Annotated in this window: 15 protein-coding genes; 14 read left to right on the plus strand and 1 reads right to left on the minus strand. The window is 67.9% G+C overall.

Going from position 1 to position 14,815, the window contains the following annotated elements; all coding sequences use genetic code 11:
* The first annotated feature begins 18 nt into the window (after window positions 1-18).
* The 4 genes from QZ471_RS00635 (at window position 19) to QZ471_RS00650 (ending at window position 3,688) form a co-directional block, all read left to right on the plus strand.
* Window positions 19-1,047, plus strand: coding sequence for an ABC transporter substrate-binding protein (locus QZ471_RS00635; RefSeq protein ID WP_295460340.1), 1,029 nt, complete (start codon window positions 19-21; stop codon window positions 1,045-1,047).
* A gap of 61 nt (window positions 1,048-1,108) precedes the next feature.
* Window positions 1,109-1,951 carry a MetQ/NlpA family ABC transporter substrate-binding protein gene (locus QZ471_RS00640; RefSeq protein ID WP_295460341.1) on the plus strand — a complete coding sequence of 281 codons (843 nt, stop codon included), beginning with the start codon at window positions 1,109-1,111 and terminating at the stop codon, window positions 1,949-1,951.
* Window positions 1,948-3,042 carry an ATP-binding cassette domain-containing protein gene (locus QZ471_RS00645; RefSeq protein ID WP_295460342.1) on the plus strand — a complete coding sequence of 365 codons (1,095 nt, stop codon included), beginning with the start codon at window positions 1,948-1,950 and terminating at the stop codon, window positions 3,040-3,042. The genes QZ471_RS00640 and QZ471_RS00645 overlap by 4 nt, the downstream gene beginning before the upstream one ends.
* Window positions 3,035-3,688 (plus strand): methionine ABC transporter permease, encoded by a 654-nt coding sequence (locus QZ471_RS00650; RefSeq protein ID WP_295460344.1) that lies wholly within the window; start codon window positions 3,035-3,037, stop codon window positions 3,686-3,688. Before QZ471_RS00645 ends, QZ471_RS00650 begins: the two co-directional genes overlap by 8 nt.
* Here QZ471_RS00650 and QZ471_RS00655 read toward each other — a convergent pair.
* Complete coding sequence (locus QZ471_RS00655) at window positions 3,685-4,698, minus strand: GntR family transcriptional regulator (protein ID WP_295460345.1); 1,014 nt, start codon at window positions 4,696-4,698, stop codon at window positions 3,685-3,687. The genes QZ471_RS00650 and QZ471_RS00655 overlap by 4 nt on opposite strands.
* A 284-nt stretch (window positions 4,699-4,982) precedes the next feature.
* On the opposite strand from QZ471_RS00655, the gene QZ471_RS00660 reads away from it, so the two are divergent.
* From QZ471_RS00660 to QZ471_RS00705, 10 genes are all read left to right on the plus strand, one after another.
* Window positions 4,983-6,338 carry an amidase gene (locus QZ471_RS00660; protein ID WP_295460346.1) on the plus strand — a complete coding sequence of 452 codons (1,356 nt, stop codon included), beginning with the start codon at window positions 4,983-4,985 and terminating at the stop codon, window positions 6,336-6,338.
* A gap of 73 nt (window positions 6,339-6,411) precedes the next feature.
* On the plus strand, window positions 6,412-7,293 hold the full coding sequence (locus QZ471_RS00665) for a polysaccharide deacetylase (protein ID WP_295460347.1): 882 nt from the start codon (window positions 6,412-6,414) through the stop codon (window positions 7,291-7,293).
* Between the two features lie 25 nt (window positions 7,294-7,318).
* Window positions 7,319-8,677, plus strand: coding sequence for an MFS transporter (locus tag QZ471_RS00670; RefSeq protein ID WP_295460348.1), 1,359 nt, complete (start codon window positions 7,319-7,321; stop codon window positions 8,675-8,677).
* Window positions 8,678-8,688: 11 nt separating this feature from the next.
* Window positions 8,689-9,459 (plus strand): SDR family NAD(P)-dependent oxidoreductase, encoded by a 771-nt coding sequence (locus QZ471_RS00675; protein ID WP_295460349.1) that lies wholly within the window; start codon window positions 8,689-8,691, stop codon window positions 9,457-9,459.
* A gap of 10 nt (window positions 9,460-9,469) precedes the next feature.
* Window positions 9,470-10,219, plus strand: coding sequence for an SDR family NAD(P)-dependent oxidoreductase (locus QZ471_RS00680; protein WP_295460350.1), 750 nt, complete (start codon window positions 9,470-9,472; stop codon window positions 10,217-10,219).
* Between the two features lie 9 nt (window positions 10,220-10,228).
* A complete protein-coding gene (locus QZ471_RS00685; RefSeq protein ID WP_295460352.1) occupies window positions 10,229-10,528 on the plus strand; it encodes a hypothetical protein in 300 nt (99 codons plus the stop codon).
* The gene (locus QZ471_RS00690; RefSeq protein ID WP_295460353.1) at window positions 10,525-11,514 is read left to right on the plus strand and encodes a GTP-binding protein; all 990 of its coding nucleotides are present in this window, start codon (window positions 10,525-10,527) and stop codon (window positions 11,512-11,514) included. Before QZ471_RS00685 ends, QZ471_RS00690 begins: the two co-directional genes overlap by 4 nt.
* Complete coding sequence (locus QZ471_RS00695) at window positions 11,511-12,695, plus strand: signal peptide prediction (RefSeq protein WP_273807000.1); 1,185 nt, start codon at window positions 11,511-11,513, stop codon at window positions 12,693-12,695. The genes QZ471_RS00690 and QZ471_RS00695 overlap by 4 nt, the downstream gene beginning before the upstream one ends.
* A gap of 226 nt (window positions 12,696-12,921) precedes the next feature.
* Window positions 12,922-14,013: a dimethylsulfone monooxygenase SfnG gene (sfnG, locus tag QZ471_RS00700; protein ID WP_295460354.1), complete on the plus strand. Its 1,092-nt coding sequence runs from the start codon at window positions 12,922-12,924 to the stop codon at window positions 14,011-14,013.
* A gap of 3 nt (window positions 14,014-14,016) precedes the next feature.
* On the plus strand, window positions 14,017-14,805 hold the full coding sequence (locus QZ471_RS00705; protein WP_295460355.1) for an ABC transporter ATP-binding protein: 789 nt from the start codon (window positions 14,017-14,019) through the stop codon (window positions 14,803-14,805).
* Window positions 14,806-14,815 lie beyond the last annotated feature (10 nt).

The raw sequence follows: 14,815 nt of genomic DNA on the forward strand, positions 1-14,815 counted from the left end.
ATGGATGAGCCCGTCATAATGCCTTCACGTCTCCCTTTCACCCTTCGTCCCCTGGCCCTGGGGCTCGCCGCCAGCGTGCTCACCGGGCTGGTGGCCGCACCCCAAGCTGCCCAGGCCGAGGGCACCCTGCGCATCTCCGAACAATTCGGCGTGTCCTACGTGATCCTGCATGTGGTCCGCGATCAGCAACTGATCGAGAAGCATGGCAAGCAAGAGGGCGTCGACATCAAGGTCGACTGGATAAAGCTGTCCGGTGGCGCGGCCGTCAACGAGGCGGTGCTGTCGGGGGCGGTGGACGTCGGCTCCGCCGGTCTCGGGCCGCTGTTCACCCTGTGGGATCGCACCCATGGTCGGCAGAACGTCAAGGCCGTGGCCAGCCTGGGGGCCTTTCCCAACTACCTGGTCACCAACAACCCGCAGGTGAAGACCCTGGCCGACTTCACCGCCAAGGACCGCATCGCCGTGCCGGCAGTCAACGTCTCGGTGCAGTCGCGCTTCCTGCAGTACGCCGCCGCCCAGGCCTTCGGTGAGAAGAACTGGAATCGCCTGGATCCCCTGACCGTGGCGGTGCCGCATCCGGATGCCACCGCGGCGGTGATCTCCGGCGGTACCGAGATCAACAGCCACTTCGCCAATCCGCCGTTCCAGGAGCAGGAATTGGCCAGCGGCAAGGCGCACAAGGTGCTCAGCTCCTACGATGTCCTGGGCGGTACCGTTTCGCCCAATCTGGTGTTCGTCACCGAGAAATTCCGCCGGGACAATCCCAAGACCTACAAGGCCTTCCGTGAGGCCCTGGTCGAAGCTGGCCAGATCATCGAGAAGGACAAGGCAGCCGCCGCCCGTACCTACATCAAGGTGGAGAATTCCAAGCTCGACCCGGCGCTGGTCCAGCAGATCATCGAAAGTCCCGAGGTCAACTTCGACACGGCGCCGCAGAACACTCTGAAGCTCGCGGAGTTCATGTACCGCATCGGGGCGATCCGCAACCAGCCCACGTCCTGGCAGGACTACTTCTTCGTCGACGCGCCCGACCAGAAGGGCAGCTGATCCTTTTCCCAAGGGTTCCACCGGACCACCGGACGAGCCCTCGACATCTCGAGGTCTCCCCATGACTATTACTTCGTTTGCCCGGCGGCTCGGGCTGCTTCTGGCGGGCAGCGCCCTGGCGCTGTCCGTCCAGGCTGCCGAGCTGCAGAAGATTCGTCTCGGCATCAACGACAGTCCGCAAAACGCTGCTCTGGAGCTTGCCGCCGAACTGGCCAAAGAGAAGGGCGTGGAGGTGGAAATCGTCGCCTTCAGCGACTGGAATACGCCGAACCTGGCGCTCGCCCACGGCGACATCGACGTCAACTACTTCCAGCACCAACCCTTCCTGGACAACGCCAACGCCCAGAATGGCTATGGCCTGGTACCCATCGCCTATGGCGTGGAAAACAAGGTCGGTCTCTATTCCAAGCGGGTGAAGAGTTTCGCCGAGGTGCCGGACGGCGCCACCGTGGCGGTGGCCGACGATCCGGTCAATCAGGGCCGCGGGCTGCAGCTCTATGCCCGCGCCGGCCTGATCCAGCTCAAGGCGGACGCCGGGCCCAAGGCCAGCCTGCAGGACATCGTCGCCAATCCTCACCACCTGAAATTCATCGAACTGCCGGGTCCGCAACTGGCGCGGGTGCTGGACGACGTAACCCTGGCGCAGAGCTATCCCTCGCACATCCTCGCGGCTGGGACCACCGATCCGAATAGCGCTCTGCTGTTCAGCGACGACGAGGCCAACGGCCACCTCTATGCCCTGAGATTCGTCACCAAGCCGGACAAGGCCGCTGACCCGGCGATCCGCACCTTCATCCAGGTGTTCCAGAACGATCCGCGGGTGCGCGAAGCCATCGCCAAGGCCTATGGCAATCCGCAGCTCTACAGCCTGGCCTGGTTGAACCGGCAGGAGGCTTCGCGATGAGCACTGCGCTTCGTAAAACCCAGGAACAGCAGGTGCCAGCCGAGCCTGAGGCGGTACCCGCACGGGAGCATCTGCGCCTGAGCGGGGTGCAGAAGGTCTATACCGGTGGCGCGGTGCCGGTAACTGCCCTGGCGGACATCGACCTGTCCATCGCCCGCGGCGAGATCTTCGGCATCATCGGCCGCAGCGGCGCCGGCAAGTCCAGCCTGATCCGCACCCTCAATCGCCTGGAAGACGTCAGTGCCGGCCAGGTACTGGTCGATGGCGTCGACATCGGCACCCTGCGCGGCAGCCAGTTGGTCGCTTTGCGCCGGCGCATCGGCATGATCTTCCAGCACTTCAACCTGCTGGCGTCGCAGACGGTGCTGGAGAATCTGGCCTTGCCGCTCAAGGCCGCCGGCTTTCGCCGCGACGAGATCGAGGCCCGCGCCCGCGAGCTGCTGGAACTAGTGGGGTTGCAGGGCAAGGAGCGGGTCTATCCGTCGCGCCTTTCGGGCGGCCAGAAGCAACGGGTCGGCATTGCCCGGGCGCTGATGCTCAAACCCGAACTGCTGCTCTGCGACGAAGCCACCTCGGCGCTGGACCCGGAGACCACCCAGTCGATCCTGGCGCTATTGCAGGACATCAATCGCCGCCTGGGCCTGACTATCGTGCTCATCACCCACGAGATGGCGGTGATCCGCCAGATCTGCGACCGGGTGGTGGTGCTGGAGCATGGCCGCATCGTCGAGCAGGGGCCGGTGTGGCAGATCTTCGGCGCGCCCCAGGCCGAGGCCACCCGGGCGCTGTTGGCACCCCTGGCGGCACAGTTGCCGGCGGATCTCGCCAGCCGTCTGAGTGCCACCCGCCAACCGGGCGCCCGAGCGGTGCTGGAACTAAGCTACGACGGTCAGGGCGTTGAGCCCGACTTCCAGGCCCTGGGCCAGGCCCTCGGTGCACCGGTGGAATTGCTGCACGGCGGTATCGACCGTATCCAGGGGCGCGCCCTGGGGCGCCTGCTGGTGGCCACCACGGCGCCGGAGCGGCGGCTGGCCAGTTTCCTGACCCAGGCCGGGTTGTTCGCTAGGGCGGAGGTGCTGGGCTATGTCTGACTTCATGCTCAAGGCGCTGTGGAAGGCCTTTCTCGATACCCTGACCATGGTCAGCGTCTCCGCGCTCATCGTCTGGTTCGTCGGCATCGCCCTGGCGGTGGTGCTGGTCACCACCGGACGCGGCGCCATCTTCGCCGCGCCCACCCTCAACCGGGTGCTGGGCACTGTGATCAACGCCTTTCGTGCCACGCCCTTCATCATCCTGCTGGTAGCCCTGATCCCGCTGACGCGGCTGATCACCGGGACCACCATCGGCGTCTGGGCCGCGGTGGTGCCCATTACCCTCAGCGCTACGCCGTTCTTCGCCCGCATCGCCGAGGTCAGCCTGCGCGAGGTGGGCGGTGGGGTGATAGAAGCGGCCCAGGCGCTGGGCTGCGAACGGCGCCACATCGTCTTCAACGTGCTGTTGCCCGAGGCCCTGCCCGGCATCATCGGCGGCTTCACCGTGACCCTGGTGGCCATGATCGGCGCCTCGGCCATGGCCGGCGCCATAGGCGCGGGCGGTCTCGGCGACCTGGCGATCCGCTACGGTTACCAGCGCTACGACACCCAGGTGATGGCCGTGGTGATCGCCATCCTGGTGGTGCTGGTGTGCGGCATCCAGTTCATCGGTGACCGCTACGTGCGGCACCTGCGAGCGCGCTAGCTGAGGCGCTCCAGATAGGCCGGCAATTCCGGGTCGGGCAGCACCGAGAGCACCTTGAGTCGCTGCAGGGTGCGGTCGCGGCCACGTAGGAGGTGATTGCGCAACTGGCTGGCCGCCGAATCAAGGCTGCCCACCAGCAGGGATTCCAGCACCAGGCGATGCTCCACCAGCACCGCCTCGTCCAGCGGGGTGCCGAGCGACTGGTGGAAGATGCGCGAGACGTTCAGCGGACTCTGGCTGTGGGCGATCAGCTGCGCGAACTTGCGATTGCGCAGGCCGGCCAGGCAGCGCCCATGCAGATCCGCCTCGATGCGTTCCACCGCCGCCCAGGAGGTGGGAGCGGGGTGGGCGGCCAATTGCTCCAGCCGTTCGAGCATCGCCAGCAACTCGCTGCGCGCCAGGCCCGGCGCTGTCTGCAGCAGCGCCTCGGGTTCCAGCAGGGCGCGGATCTCATAGTCGTCGCGGATGGCCTGGGCGGTGAGGGGGCCGGCCAGCCACTGGCCATAGGGTTCCTTCTCCACCAGGCCGCGGTCGCGCAGGCGCATCAGGGCTTCGCGCACCACGGCGCGACTGACGCCCAGGTGGTCGGCCGCCCGCTGCTCGTCCAGGCGGAAATGGCCGAACAGCAGGGCGTGGCTGACGCAGGCGGCGATCTCGTCGCCGACCCGCTCGCCCAGGGAGCGCGTGTCGATCAACTCTTCGCCATCGTCCAGCCCCAGCAACTGTCGGGTCAGCGGCTGGCGCTGCGGCTCGCCCGCGGTGCCGGCCGGATCGATCAGATAGCCACGCCCCTCAAAGCGGCGGATCAGGCCTTCCTCCTGCAGCAGCGTCAGCGCCTGGCGCACCGGCACCCGACTGGTGCCGAACAGTTGCGCCAGCGGCGCCTCGACCAGCACCAGCCCCGGTGCGGCACGGCCGGCCAGGATGGCTTCGCGCAGCGCGCTGCGGATCATCGCGTAGCGTGCGGCGGTACGACTGTCATCGAGGGGGGCGGGGACTGCTGCCGACATCGGGGGCCTTCCAGAAACGAGATGAGAATTGTGGCACAGGCCAGCGGCCTTTCGCGCGTTACCGGCCGAGGCTGGCGCACGCACGGTAACGGGGCAGACGTTACGGTTCTGCACAAAAATGGATCTATTTAATTTAAGTACATTTTTAGTGCCGTGCGAAGTTGGCTGCTCAGAGGCCTTGCCCGGCTGAGCCGTAGCGATTTTCACCTGGCCTGGCTAAAGCTGGCATAAAGCCTGCTCTGGTAAACGTACCAAATTATAAAATGTACGTTTAAGGAGCGACCATGGAACCCGCCCAAGCCTTGGTACTGGATGCAGTCGGTCTCGGCGAGGCCTATGCCGCCGGGACCCTCGATCCGGTCGCGGTCTTCGAGGCCGCGCTGGCGCGCGCTCAGGCATCCTCGGCCGTATTCATCACCTTGACCGCCGAGCGCGGGCGCGCCGAGGCCCTGGCCGCGCGCGAGCGCTGGGAGGCCGGGCAGCCGCGTTCGCCGCTGGATGGGGTGCCGCTGGCCTGGAAGGATCTGTTCGATCTGCAGGGCGAGGTCACTACCTGCGGTGCCGAGCTGCGCCGCCTGGCGCCGCCGGCCACGGCCGATGCCGCGCTGGTCCAGCGTCTGAGCCACGCTGGGCTGGTCAGCCTGGGCAAGGTCAATCTTAGTGAATTCGCCTATTCCGGCGTGGGGCTGAATCCCCATTTCGGGACACCTGCCAATCCGTGCGCGCAGGGCGAGATACGTATACCCGGCGGCTCTTCCTCGGGTTCGGCAGTGGCCGTCGCCGCCGGCATCGTGCCCCTGGCGTTCGGTACCGACACCGCTGGTTCGGTGCGCCTGCCGGCAGCCCTCAATGGACTGGTCGGCTATCGCCCCAGCCTGGGGCGCTATCCGGCGACCGGCATCTTTCCGCTGGCCGCGTCCTATGACGTACCGGGTCCGCTGGCGCGCAGCCTGCGCGATTTGCAGTGCCTGGATCGCCTGCTGATGGGCGCGGCTGCCCGACCGCTGCCGGCGCCGACGGAGCTGCGTGTGGTGCTGGACCTGAGCGTGCTGGACGACGCCCGGGTGTCGCCAGCGGTGCGGGCCAATCTACTGGCCGCCGCCGAGCGGCTGGCCAGCGCTGGCGTGAGGGTGGAGCGCCGTGCCCGTACGGTCTTTGCCGAGGCCCTGGACTTTCTCGCCGCGGAAGGGTGGCCAGGGGCCCTGGAAGCCTTCGCCCTGCACCGCGAGGTGCTCGACGCCCCCGCGGCCGAGCGCCTGGATCCGCGGGTGCGTCAGCGCCTGGAGCGGGCAAGGGCGTTGCCTGATGGCCACCTGGCGGTCCTGCATGAGCGTCGTGATCGGTTGCGGGCGCGCTTCGCCGCCGAATTCGCCGAGGCGCTGCTGCTGGTGCCGACGGTGAGTCAGGTGGCACCGCTGCTGGCCCCCCTGGAAGCGGATGCGGAGCTGTTCGCCGCCACCAATCTGGAGCTGCTACGCCTGACCATGGCCGGCAGCCTGCTCGGCGCGCCGGGGGTGTCGCTACCCAGCGGTCGCGACGCCCAGGGCCTGCCCACCGGGCTGTTGCTGGTGGCCCCTGCAGCGGCGGACGAACGCCTGCTCGATGCCGCCTCGGCCGTGGAAGCCCTGGTCAGCGCCTGAATTCAAGCGGCGGTGGCGGGGGCCCGGCTCCGCCATCGACCTGTGTCTCTTCCGGGTACTGGAGAGTGCAACGATGGCCAAAGAAATCTTCGTTTCCATCGGCGTCGACGTCGACGCGGTGGCGGGGTGGCTCGGTTCCTACGGCGGCGAGGATTCGCCCGACGACATCTCCCGCGGCCTGTTCGCCGGCGAGGTGGGGGCGCCACGGCTGCTCAAGCTGTTCGAGCGCTACGGCCTCAAGACCACCTGGTTCATTCCCGGGCATTCGGTGGAGACCTTTCCCGAGCAGATGCAGGCGGTGGCCGCGGCCGGTCACGAGATCGGCATCCATGGCTACAGCCACGAGAATCCCATCGCCATGACCCCCGAGCAGGAGGAGGAGGTGCTGGATCGGTCCATCGAGCTGATCACCGCCCTGGCCGGCAAGCGGCCCACCGGCTACGTCGCGCCCTGGTGGGAATTCAGCCGGGTGACCAACGAGCTGCTGCTGAAGAAGGGCATCAAGTACGACCACAGCCTGATGCACAACGACTTCAGCCCCTACTATGTAAGGGTCGGCGACAGCTGGACCAAGATCGACTACAGCCAGCAGCCCGAGAGCTGGATGAAGCCGCTGGTGCGCGGCCAGGAAACCGATCTGGTGGAGATCCCGGCCAACTGGTACCTCGACGACCTGCCGCCGATGATGTTCATCAAGAAGGCGCCCAACAGCCATGGCTTCGTCAATCCGCGCCATCTGGAAGAGATGTGGCGCGACCAGTTCGACTGGGTCTATCGCGAACTGGACTACGCCGTCTTCCCCATCACCATCCACCCCGATGTATCGGGGCGGCCGCAGGTGCTGCTGATGCTCGAACGCCTGATCGAGCATATCCAGGGTCACGCCGGGGTGCGCTTCGCCACCATGGACGAGATCGCCGACGACTTCCTGCGGCGCCAGCCGCGCCAGCGCTAAGCGCCCAGCCCACAGGTACAGGACCATGACCCTCCCTGCCGCCAGCTCGCTCCACCCGGAAACCCCCACGGCTGCCTGGAAACCGCAGCCGCTGTCTTCCGGTGATGTCCGCTACGCCACCTGGATCGCCTTCTTCGCCTGGGTGTTCGCCGTCTACGACTTCATCCTCTTCGGCACCCTGCTGCCGGTGATGGGTGGGCACTTCAACTGGAGCGAGGCCGAGCAGGCCGAACTCGCCACCTGGGTCGCCCTGGGCGGGGCCATCATCGCCTTCGCCATCGGCCCGCTGGTGGACCGCATCGGTCGCCGCGGCGGCATCATCGTCACCATCGGCGGCACCGCCCTGTGTTCGGCGCTGACAGCGCTGTGCGCCGGCATGGGCAAGGTGCCGCTGGTGCTGGTGCGCTCCGTGGCCGGCCTGGGCTATGCGGAGGAGGGGGTCAACGCCACCTACCTGACCGAGGTCTACGCCGCCTCCGACGATCCGCGACTGATCCGCCGCCGGGGCTTCATCTACAGCCTGGTGCAAAGTGGCTGGCCGATCGGCGCGCTGATCGCCGCCGGCCTCACCGCCCTGCTGCTGCCGCACATCGGCTGGCAGGGCTGCTTCGTGTTCGCCGCCGTGCCGGCCTTCGTCATCGCCGTGCTGGCGCGCAAGCTCAAGGAAAGCCCGCAATTCCAGGTGCATGCCCGCATCCAGCGCCTGCGCCGCGAAGGTCAGGAGCAGGACGCCCGCAGCCTGGCCCGGGAATACGGCGTGGACTACGAAGAGCATGCCAAGGCCGGCGTGGCCATGGCCTTCAAGGGCCAGGCGTTGCGCCCGACCCTGGTGCTGAGCCTGGCCATCCTGCTCAACTGGTCGGCGATCCAGGTGTTCAGCGTGCTGGGGACCTCGGTGATCGTCAGCGTGCACAAGCTCAGCTTCGAGAATTCGCTGTGGATCCTGGTGCTGTCCAACGCCGTCGGTTTCATCGGCTACCTGTTCCATGGCTGGCTGGGCGATCGCATCGGTCGGCGCAACACCGTGGCCCTCGGCTGGATGTGTGGCGGCCTGGCCTTCTTCGCCATGCTACAAGCGCCCAGCCAACTGGTGCCGGTGGTGGCGCTCTACAGCCTGGGGCTGTTCTTTCTCACCGGACCCTATTCGGCCATGTTGTTCTTCATGGGCGAAAGCTTCCCCACCAGCATCCGCGCCACCGGCGGTGCCATCGTCCATGCCATGGGGCCCATCGGCGCCATCCTCGCCGGCCTGGGCATCACCAGCGTGCTCGGCAGCGGTGGCCAGTGGCACAGCGCCGCCCTCTGGTTCGGGGCGCTGCCGTGCTTTCTCTCCGGCCTGGTGATGTGGGCCGCCCGCCATGTCGAACCCACCAGTCTCAAATGACAGGAGCCCCCATGACAGCTCATACCTCTCCCGTCGCCCTGATCACCGGTGCCGCCAGCGGCATCGGCCAGGCCCTGGCCGTCGCCTATGCCCAGCAGGGCGTGCGGGTGGTCGGCGGCTACTACCCCGGTGATCCCCATGACCCAGAAGAGACTCGCCAGAAGGTGATTGCAGCGGGGGGCGACTGCCTGCTCGAACCCCTGGACGTCCGCGACAGCGCCTCGGTGGACGCCCTGGCCGCTGCCGCTCTGGCGCATTTCGGCCGCCTCGACTATGCCGTGGCCAACGCCGGTCTCCTGCGTGCCGCGCCGTTGCTGGAAATGAGCGATGCGCGCTGGCAGGAGATGCTCGACGTCGACCTCACCGGGGTGATGCGTACCTTTCGCGCCGCCGCGCGACACCTGGAGGAGGGTGGGGCCCTGGTCGCCATCTCCTCCATCGCTGGCGGCGTCTACGGTTGGCAGGACCATGCCCACTACGCCGCGGCCAAGGCCGGGGTGCCGGGCCTGTGCCGCTCGCTGGCCGTCGAACTGGCGCCGCGTGGCATCCGCTGCAACGCGGTGATCCCCGGTTTGATCGAGACGCCCCAGTCGCTGGACGCCAACAACTCCCTGGGGCCGGAGGGCCTGGCCAAGGCCGCCCGCAGCATTCCCCTGGGACGGGTCGGCAAGCCCGAGGAGGTGGCGGCGCTGGTGCGTTTCCTGACCAGCCCCGAGGCCAGTTACATCACTGGCCAGAGTCTGATCGTCGATGGTGGTCTCACTGTCCGCTGGCCCGATTGAGGAGAAGAGCATGTTCGAGCTGACAGACCGCCGCGCCCTGGTGACCGGCGCGGCCAGCGGCATCGGCGCCGCCATCGCCCGCAGCTATGCCGGCGCGGGTACGCGCCTGGTGCTGGCTGACCGCGATGCCGAGCGACTGGCGCGGGTGGCCGCGGAATGCCGCGCCCTGGGGGCCGTGGTGATCGAGACCGTCGCCGACGTTGGCCAGCCGGAGGGCGCCTGGGCCGGGGTGGATGCCTGCGTGGCGGCCCATGGCGGCATCGACATCCTGGTCAACAACGCCGGGATGCTGACCCAGGCACCCTGCGTCGACCTGACCCTGGCGCAGTGGAACGACATGCTGCGCGTCGACCTCACCAGCGTCTTTCTCGCCAGCCAGCGCGCCCTGCCGTTCATGCAGGCGCAGCGCTGGGGCCGCATCATCAATGTCGCCTCCCAGCTCGGCATCAAGGGCGGCGCCGAACTCTGCCACTATGCCGCGGCCAAGGCCGGGGTGATCGGCTTCACCAAGTCGCTGGCGCTGGAGGTGGGCCGCGACAACGTGCTGGTCAACGCCATCGCCCCCGGACCCATAGAAACCCCGCTGGTGGATGGCATCAGCGCCGACTGGAAGGCCGCCAAGGCCCGTGAATTGCCGTTGGGTCGCTTCGGCCGGGCGGAGGAGGTGGCGCCGGTGGCGCTGCTGCTGGCCAGCGATCCGGGTGGCAACCTCTTCGTCGGCCAGACCCTGGGCCCCAATTCCGGCGATGTCATGCCCTAGGAGGTAACCATGTGTGGACTGTGCGGCCTGCTCGGGTTGGATCTCCACTGGAGCGATCCGCTGGGCGACGACCTGCCGCGGCGGCGCGAGCGCCTGCGCCGGGTCGCCGCCATCAACCGGGTGGTGGCACCGTTCCGGCTGACGGTGAGCGACGTCCAGGGCGCTTCCTACCTGGTCCAGGGACCGACTGGGCGCCAGGCCCTGGCCGAAGGGCTGGACGAGCTCTGGCGCCAGGCCGAGGCGGTGCTGGGACGGCCGCTCGATCCCCTGGACCCGCGCGTGCTGGTACCGCTGGAGGGAGTGTCTTGAGCCTTGCCGTCAATGTCATCACCGGCTTTCTCGGCAGCGGCAAGACCACCCTGCTGCGCCGGCTGCTGGCCCAGGAGGCCCTGGGCGAGACGGCGCTGCTGATCAACGAATTCGGCGAGGTCGGCATCGATCACCTGCTAGTGGAAGAGGTGGCCCCGGACACCGTGCTGCTGCCCAGCGGCTGCGTCTGCTGCTCGGTGCGCGGCGATCTCAAGGCGGCGCTGCTGACCCTGCACGGGCGGCGTAGTCGCGGCGAGATCCCGGCCTTTCGCCGGGTATTGCTGGAGACCACCGGCCTGGCCGATCCCGGGCCGATCCTGGCCACCCTCACTCTCGATCCCCAGTTGCGCGGACGCTTCCACCTGGGCTTGCTGGTGACCGTGGTGGACGCCGAGCACGCCGCCTTGCAGGAAGGCCTGCATCCGGAGTGGCTCAACCAGGTCACCGCGGCCGACCGGCTGTTGCTGAGCAAGGCCGACCGGGTCGCGCCTGCCGTGCTGGAGCGGCTGGACCGGCATCTGGCCCAGCTCAATCCCACCGCCACCCGGGCCCTGGCGGCGACGGTGGCCAGCGGCGATGACCTGCTGCTGGGCGAGGGCCTGCGCGCTGCCGATCCGACGGCCGAGGTCGGTCGCTGGCGCCTGTTCGCCGCCGTTGCCGAAGGTCGCCACGGCAGCGCCGAGGTCTGCTGCCTGGAGTTCGACCGCCCCCTGGACTGGATGGCCTTCGGGGTGTGGCTGTCGATGCTGCTAAGATGCCACGGGCAACGCATCCTGCGAGTCAAGGGCCTCCTCGACGTGATCGACGCCAGCCAACCCATCGTCATCCACGGCGTGCAGCACAGCCTGCATCCGCCGGTGCACCTGCCGGCCTGGCCGGCGGGCGAACGCCGCTCGCGCCTGGTGTTCATCGTCCGCGACCTGGACACCGCGCTGCTCAGGCGTTCCTTCGCCGCCTTCATGGGCGGCCTGGGACGGGCCGCATGAGCACGCCGCTGACCTTGCGGGTGCTGGGCACCTCGGTGACCCTGCTCGAACCCATCCGCCAGCGGGCGGAGGCGGAACTGGGCATCCGCCTGGTCTACCAGATCCACGACGTCCAGACCGCCCAGCGCATCGCCGTGCTGGAGCCGGGCAGCTACGACCTCTACGACCAGTGGTTCCACAATGTCGACTTCGTCTGGCCGGCGCGAGCGATCCAGCCCATCGACATCCGCCGCATCGCGCTCTGGGAGGAGATCAACGACCTACCCAAGCGCGGCCGGCTACATGCCACGGATCGCCTGGCGCCCGGCTGCCGGCCGTGCGACCGCCTCTATGTGCAGCACGACGGCAGCCTCGGCGGCCAGCCCAGCGAGCGCATCAGCATGCTGCCGCTGACCCACAACGCCGACAGCTTCGCCTATCGTCCGGAAAGCCTGCCTGCGGCGCTGGTGGGGCAGCAGGAAAGCTGGGCCTGGCTGATCGACGAAGGCTGGTGCGGCCACAGCGCCCTGCAGAGCGATGCCGCCATCGGTGCCCTGGACGCCGCCCTGGCGATCCAGGCGGCCGGCCTCGCCCGTTTCGACGACATCGGTAATCTGCGCCTGGAGGAGATCGATCGCCTGGCCGAGTTACTGGTGGAGCGCCAGCGTCATCGCCACTTCGCGGCGTTCTGGTCCGACGACCGCAGCGCCGGCGAGCTGACCCTGGCCGCCGGGGTGGACATCCAGAGTCTCTGGTCGCCCATGCTCATGGCCCTGCACCGGGCGGGGGTGGATTACCGGGTGGCGGTCCCGCGCGAAGGCTATCGCGCCTGGTTCGGCGGCCTGTCGCTGTCGCGCTGCGCGGAGGGCCGGGTGCGCGACGCCGCCTATGCCTATCTCAACTGGTGGCTGGCCGGCTGGCCCGGCGCGGTGATGGCGCGCCAGGGGTTCTATATCGCCAATCCGGTGCGGGCGCGGGATCACCTCAGCGCCGCGGAATGGGACTTCTGGTACGGCGGCTTGCCGGCCCGGGAAGAGCTCGCCGGCAGCGACGGCTTGCCGCTGATCGAGGTGGGCCAGCGGCGCGAAGGGGGTTCCTACGCCGAGCGCATGAGCCATATCGGCGTGTGGAATTCGGTGATGGACGAACACAACTACCTGGTGCGGCGCTGGAGCGAATTCCTGCGCACCACGGCGGCTTGAGATGATCCTTTCCAGGCGAGAAGGGCGTGCCAGACGCCTTCCTGTACTGTTGCCCAGGCAACAGCTACTGGACAGCTGCCCTTGGGGCGACAGCGGAAGGCGTCTTGCTATTCTTATTAAGTATATGATTTTTAATAATTTTTAGACTTGGTTCGGTTCTTGATTAGAGGCTCAGGGTCACTGTTTCGCTCGTCCCCGCGGCGAGCCCAACCCGGAGAGCCTTTGCATGTCGCAGAACCCCGTCAAATTCGCCTATTGGGTCCCCAACGTCAGCGGCGGCCTGGTCGTCAGCAACATCGAGCAGCGCACCCACTGGGGCATCGACTACAACCGCAAACTGGCCCAGCTCGCCGAGCAGGCCGGCTTCGACTACGCCCTGACGCAGATCCGTTTCACCGCCGGCTACGGCGCCGAGTACCAGCACGAGTCGGTGGCCTTCAGCCACGCACTGCTGGCGGCCACCGAGCGACTCAAGGTGATCGCCGCCATCCTGCCCGGGCCCTGGAATCCGGCGCTGGCGGCCAAGCAGCTGGCGACCATCGACCAGCTCACCAACGGCCGCATTGCCATCAACCTGGTGTCCGGCTGGTTCAAGGGCGAATTCCATGGCATCGGTGAGCCCTGGTTGGAACACGACGAGCGCTATCGCCGTTCAGAGGAATTCATCCGCGCCCTCAAGGGCATCTGGACCCAGGACAACTTCACCTTCGCCGGCGACTTCTATCGCTTCCGCGACTACACCCTGAAGCCCAAGCCGCTGCAGCAGCCGCACCCGGAGATCTTCCAGGGCGGCAGTTCGCGGGCGGCACGGGACATGGCAGCGCGGGTATCCGACTGGTACTTCACCAACGGCGGTACCCGCGAGGAGATCCGCGCCCAGGTGCAGGACCTGCGCACCAAGGCCGCGGCGGAGGGGCGCGAGGTCAAGATCGGCGTCAACGCCTTCATCATCGCCCGCGACACCGAGGCCGAGGCGCGCGAGGTGCTGCAGGATATCGTCGCCCAGGCCAATCCCGAGGCGGTCAAGGCCTTCGGCGAGGCGGCGCGCCAGGCCGGTGCCGCCAGCCCGGAAGGCAAGGGCAACTGGGCGAACTCTAGCTTCGAGGACCTGGTGCAATACAACGACGGCTTCAAGCCCAACCTGATCGGTACCCCCGAGCAGGTCGCCGAGCGCATCGTGGCGCTCAAGGCCGAGGGCGTGGACCTGGTGCTGGCCGGCTTCCTGCACTTCCAGGAGGAGGTGGAGTACTTCGGCAAGCGGGTGCTGCTGCTGGTGCGCGAGCTGGAAGCCCGGGCCGCGGCCCAGGCAGCGGCCTAGGCCATGGGCGTGAGCCTGGTCAGGCGTCCGGTGCTGCTGGAGGTGAGTGACCTGGCACTGGCCTTCGGCGGGGTCACGGCCTTCGCCGAGGTGGGCTTCCAGGTGCGCGAGGGCGAGATCTGCGCCCTCATCGGCCCGAATGGTGCCGGCAAGAGTTCGCTGCTCAACGTGATCAACGGCCTCTATCGGCCACAGCGGGGAGCGGTGCGCCTGGGCGGATCGAGCCGCGCCCTGCGTCGGCCCCAGGCCGCGGCTCACGCGGGCGTCGCCCGTACCTTCCAGAACCTGGCGCTGTTCAAGGGCATGAGCGTGCTGGACAACGTGCTCACCGGACGCGGACGTCATCGCCGCGCCTCCTGGCCGGAGCAGGTATTCGCCCTCGGCCGGGCGCCGGCGGAGGAGCGGGCGCAGCGAGAGATCGCCGAGTGGGCGCTGGACTTCCTGCACCTGCGGCCCTGGCGTGACGCCCTGGTGGGCACCTTGCCCTATGGCCTGCAGAAGCGCGTGGAGCTGGCCCGGGCACTGGCCGCCGAGCCACGGCTGCTGCTGCTGGACGAGCCCATGGCCGGGATGAATGCCGGCGAGAAGCAGGAGTTGAGCGGCTACATCAGGGCGATCAATCGTGAGCGCGGAGTGACCGTGGTGCTGATCGAGCACGACATCCAGGTGGTGATGCAGCTGGCGGACCACGTGGTGGTACTGGACTACGGTCGCCTCATCGCCGATGGCCCGCCCGCCGCGGTGCGTAACGACCCGGCGGTGATCGCCGCCTACCTCGGTACCCGACACTAGGGAATACCTG

The organism is uncultured Pseudomonas sp., from assembly GCF_913774235.1.
Taxonomy (GTDB): domain Bacteria; phylum Pseudomonadota; class Gammaproteobacteria; order Pseudomonadales; family Pseudomonadaceae; genus Chryseomonas.

Coding starts and splice junctions, on each gene's coding strand:
- QZ471_RS00635 (WP_295460340.1), top strand. CDS start 19: ATGCCTTCACGTCTCCCTTTCACCCTTCGTCCCCTGGCCCTGGGGCTC.
- QZ471_RS00640 (WP_295460341.1), top strand. CDS start 1,109: ATGACTATTACTTCGTTTGCCCGGCGGCTCGGGCTGCTTCTGGCGGGC.
- QZ471_RS00645 (WP_295460342.1), top strand. CDS start 1,948: ATGAGCACTGCGCTTCGTAAAACCCAGGAACAGCAGGTGCCAGCCGAG.
- QZ471_RS00650 (WP_295460344.1), top strand. CDS start 3,035: ATGTCTGACTTCATGCTCAAGGCGCTGTGGAAGGCCTTTCTCGATACC.
- QZ471_RS00655 (WP_295460345.1), bottom strand. CDS start 4,698: ATGTCGGCAGCAGTCCCCGCCCCCCTCGATGACAGTCGTACCGCCGCA.
- QZ471_RS00660 (WP_295460346.1), top strand. CDS start 4,983: ATGGAACCCGCCCAAGCCTTGGTACTGGATGCAGTCGGTCTCGGCGAG.
- QZ471_RS00665 (WP_295460347.1), top strand. CDS start 6,412: ATGGCCAAAGAAATCTTCGTTTCCATCGGCGTCGACGTCGACGCGGTG.
- QZ471_RS00670 (WP_295460348.1), top strand. CDS start 7,319: ATGACCCTCCCTGCCGCCAGCTCGCTCCACCCGGAAACCCCCACGGCT.
- QZ471_RS00675 (WP_295460349.1), top strand. CDS start 8,689: ATGACAGCTCATACCTCTCCCGTCGCCCTGATCACCGGTGCCGCCAGC.
- QZ471_RS00680 (WP_295460350.1), top strand. CDS start 9,470: ATGTTCGAGCTGACAGACCGCCGCGCCCTGGTGACCGGCGCGGCCAGC.
- QZ471_RS00685 (WP_295460352.1), top strand. CDS start 10,229: ATGTGTGGACTGTGCGGCCTGCTCGGGTTGGATCTCCACTGGAGCGAT.
- QZ471_RS00695 (WP_273807000.1), top strand. CDS start 11,511: ATGAGCACGCCGCTGACCTTGCGGGTGCTGGGCACCTCGGTGACCCTG.
- sfnG (WP_295460354.1), top strand. CDS start 12,922: ATGTCGCAGAACCCCGTCAAATTCGCCTATTGGGTCCCCAACGTCAGC.
- QZ471_RS00705 (WP_295460355.1), top strand. CDS start 14,017: ATGGGCGTGAGCCTGGTCAGGCGTCCGGTGCTGCTGGAGGTGAGTGAC.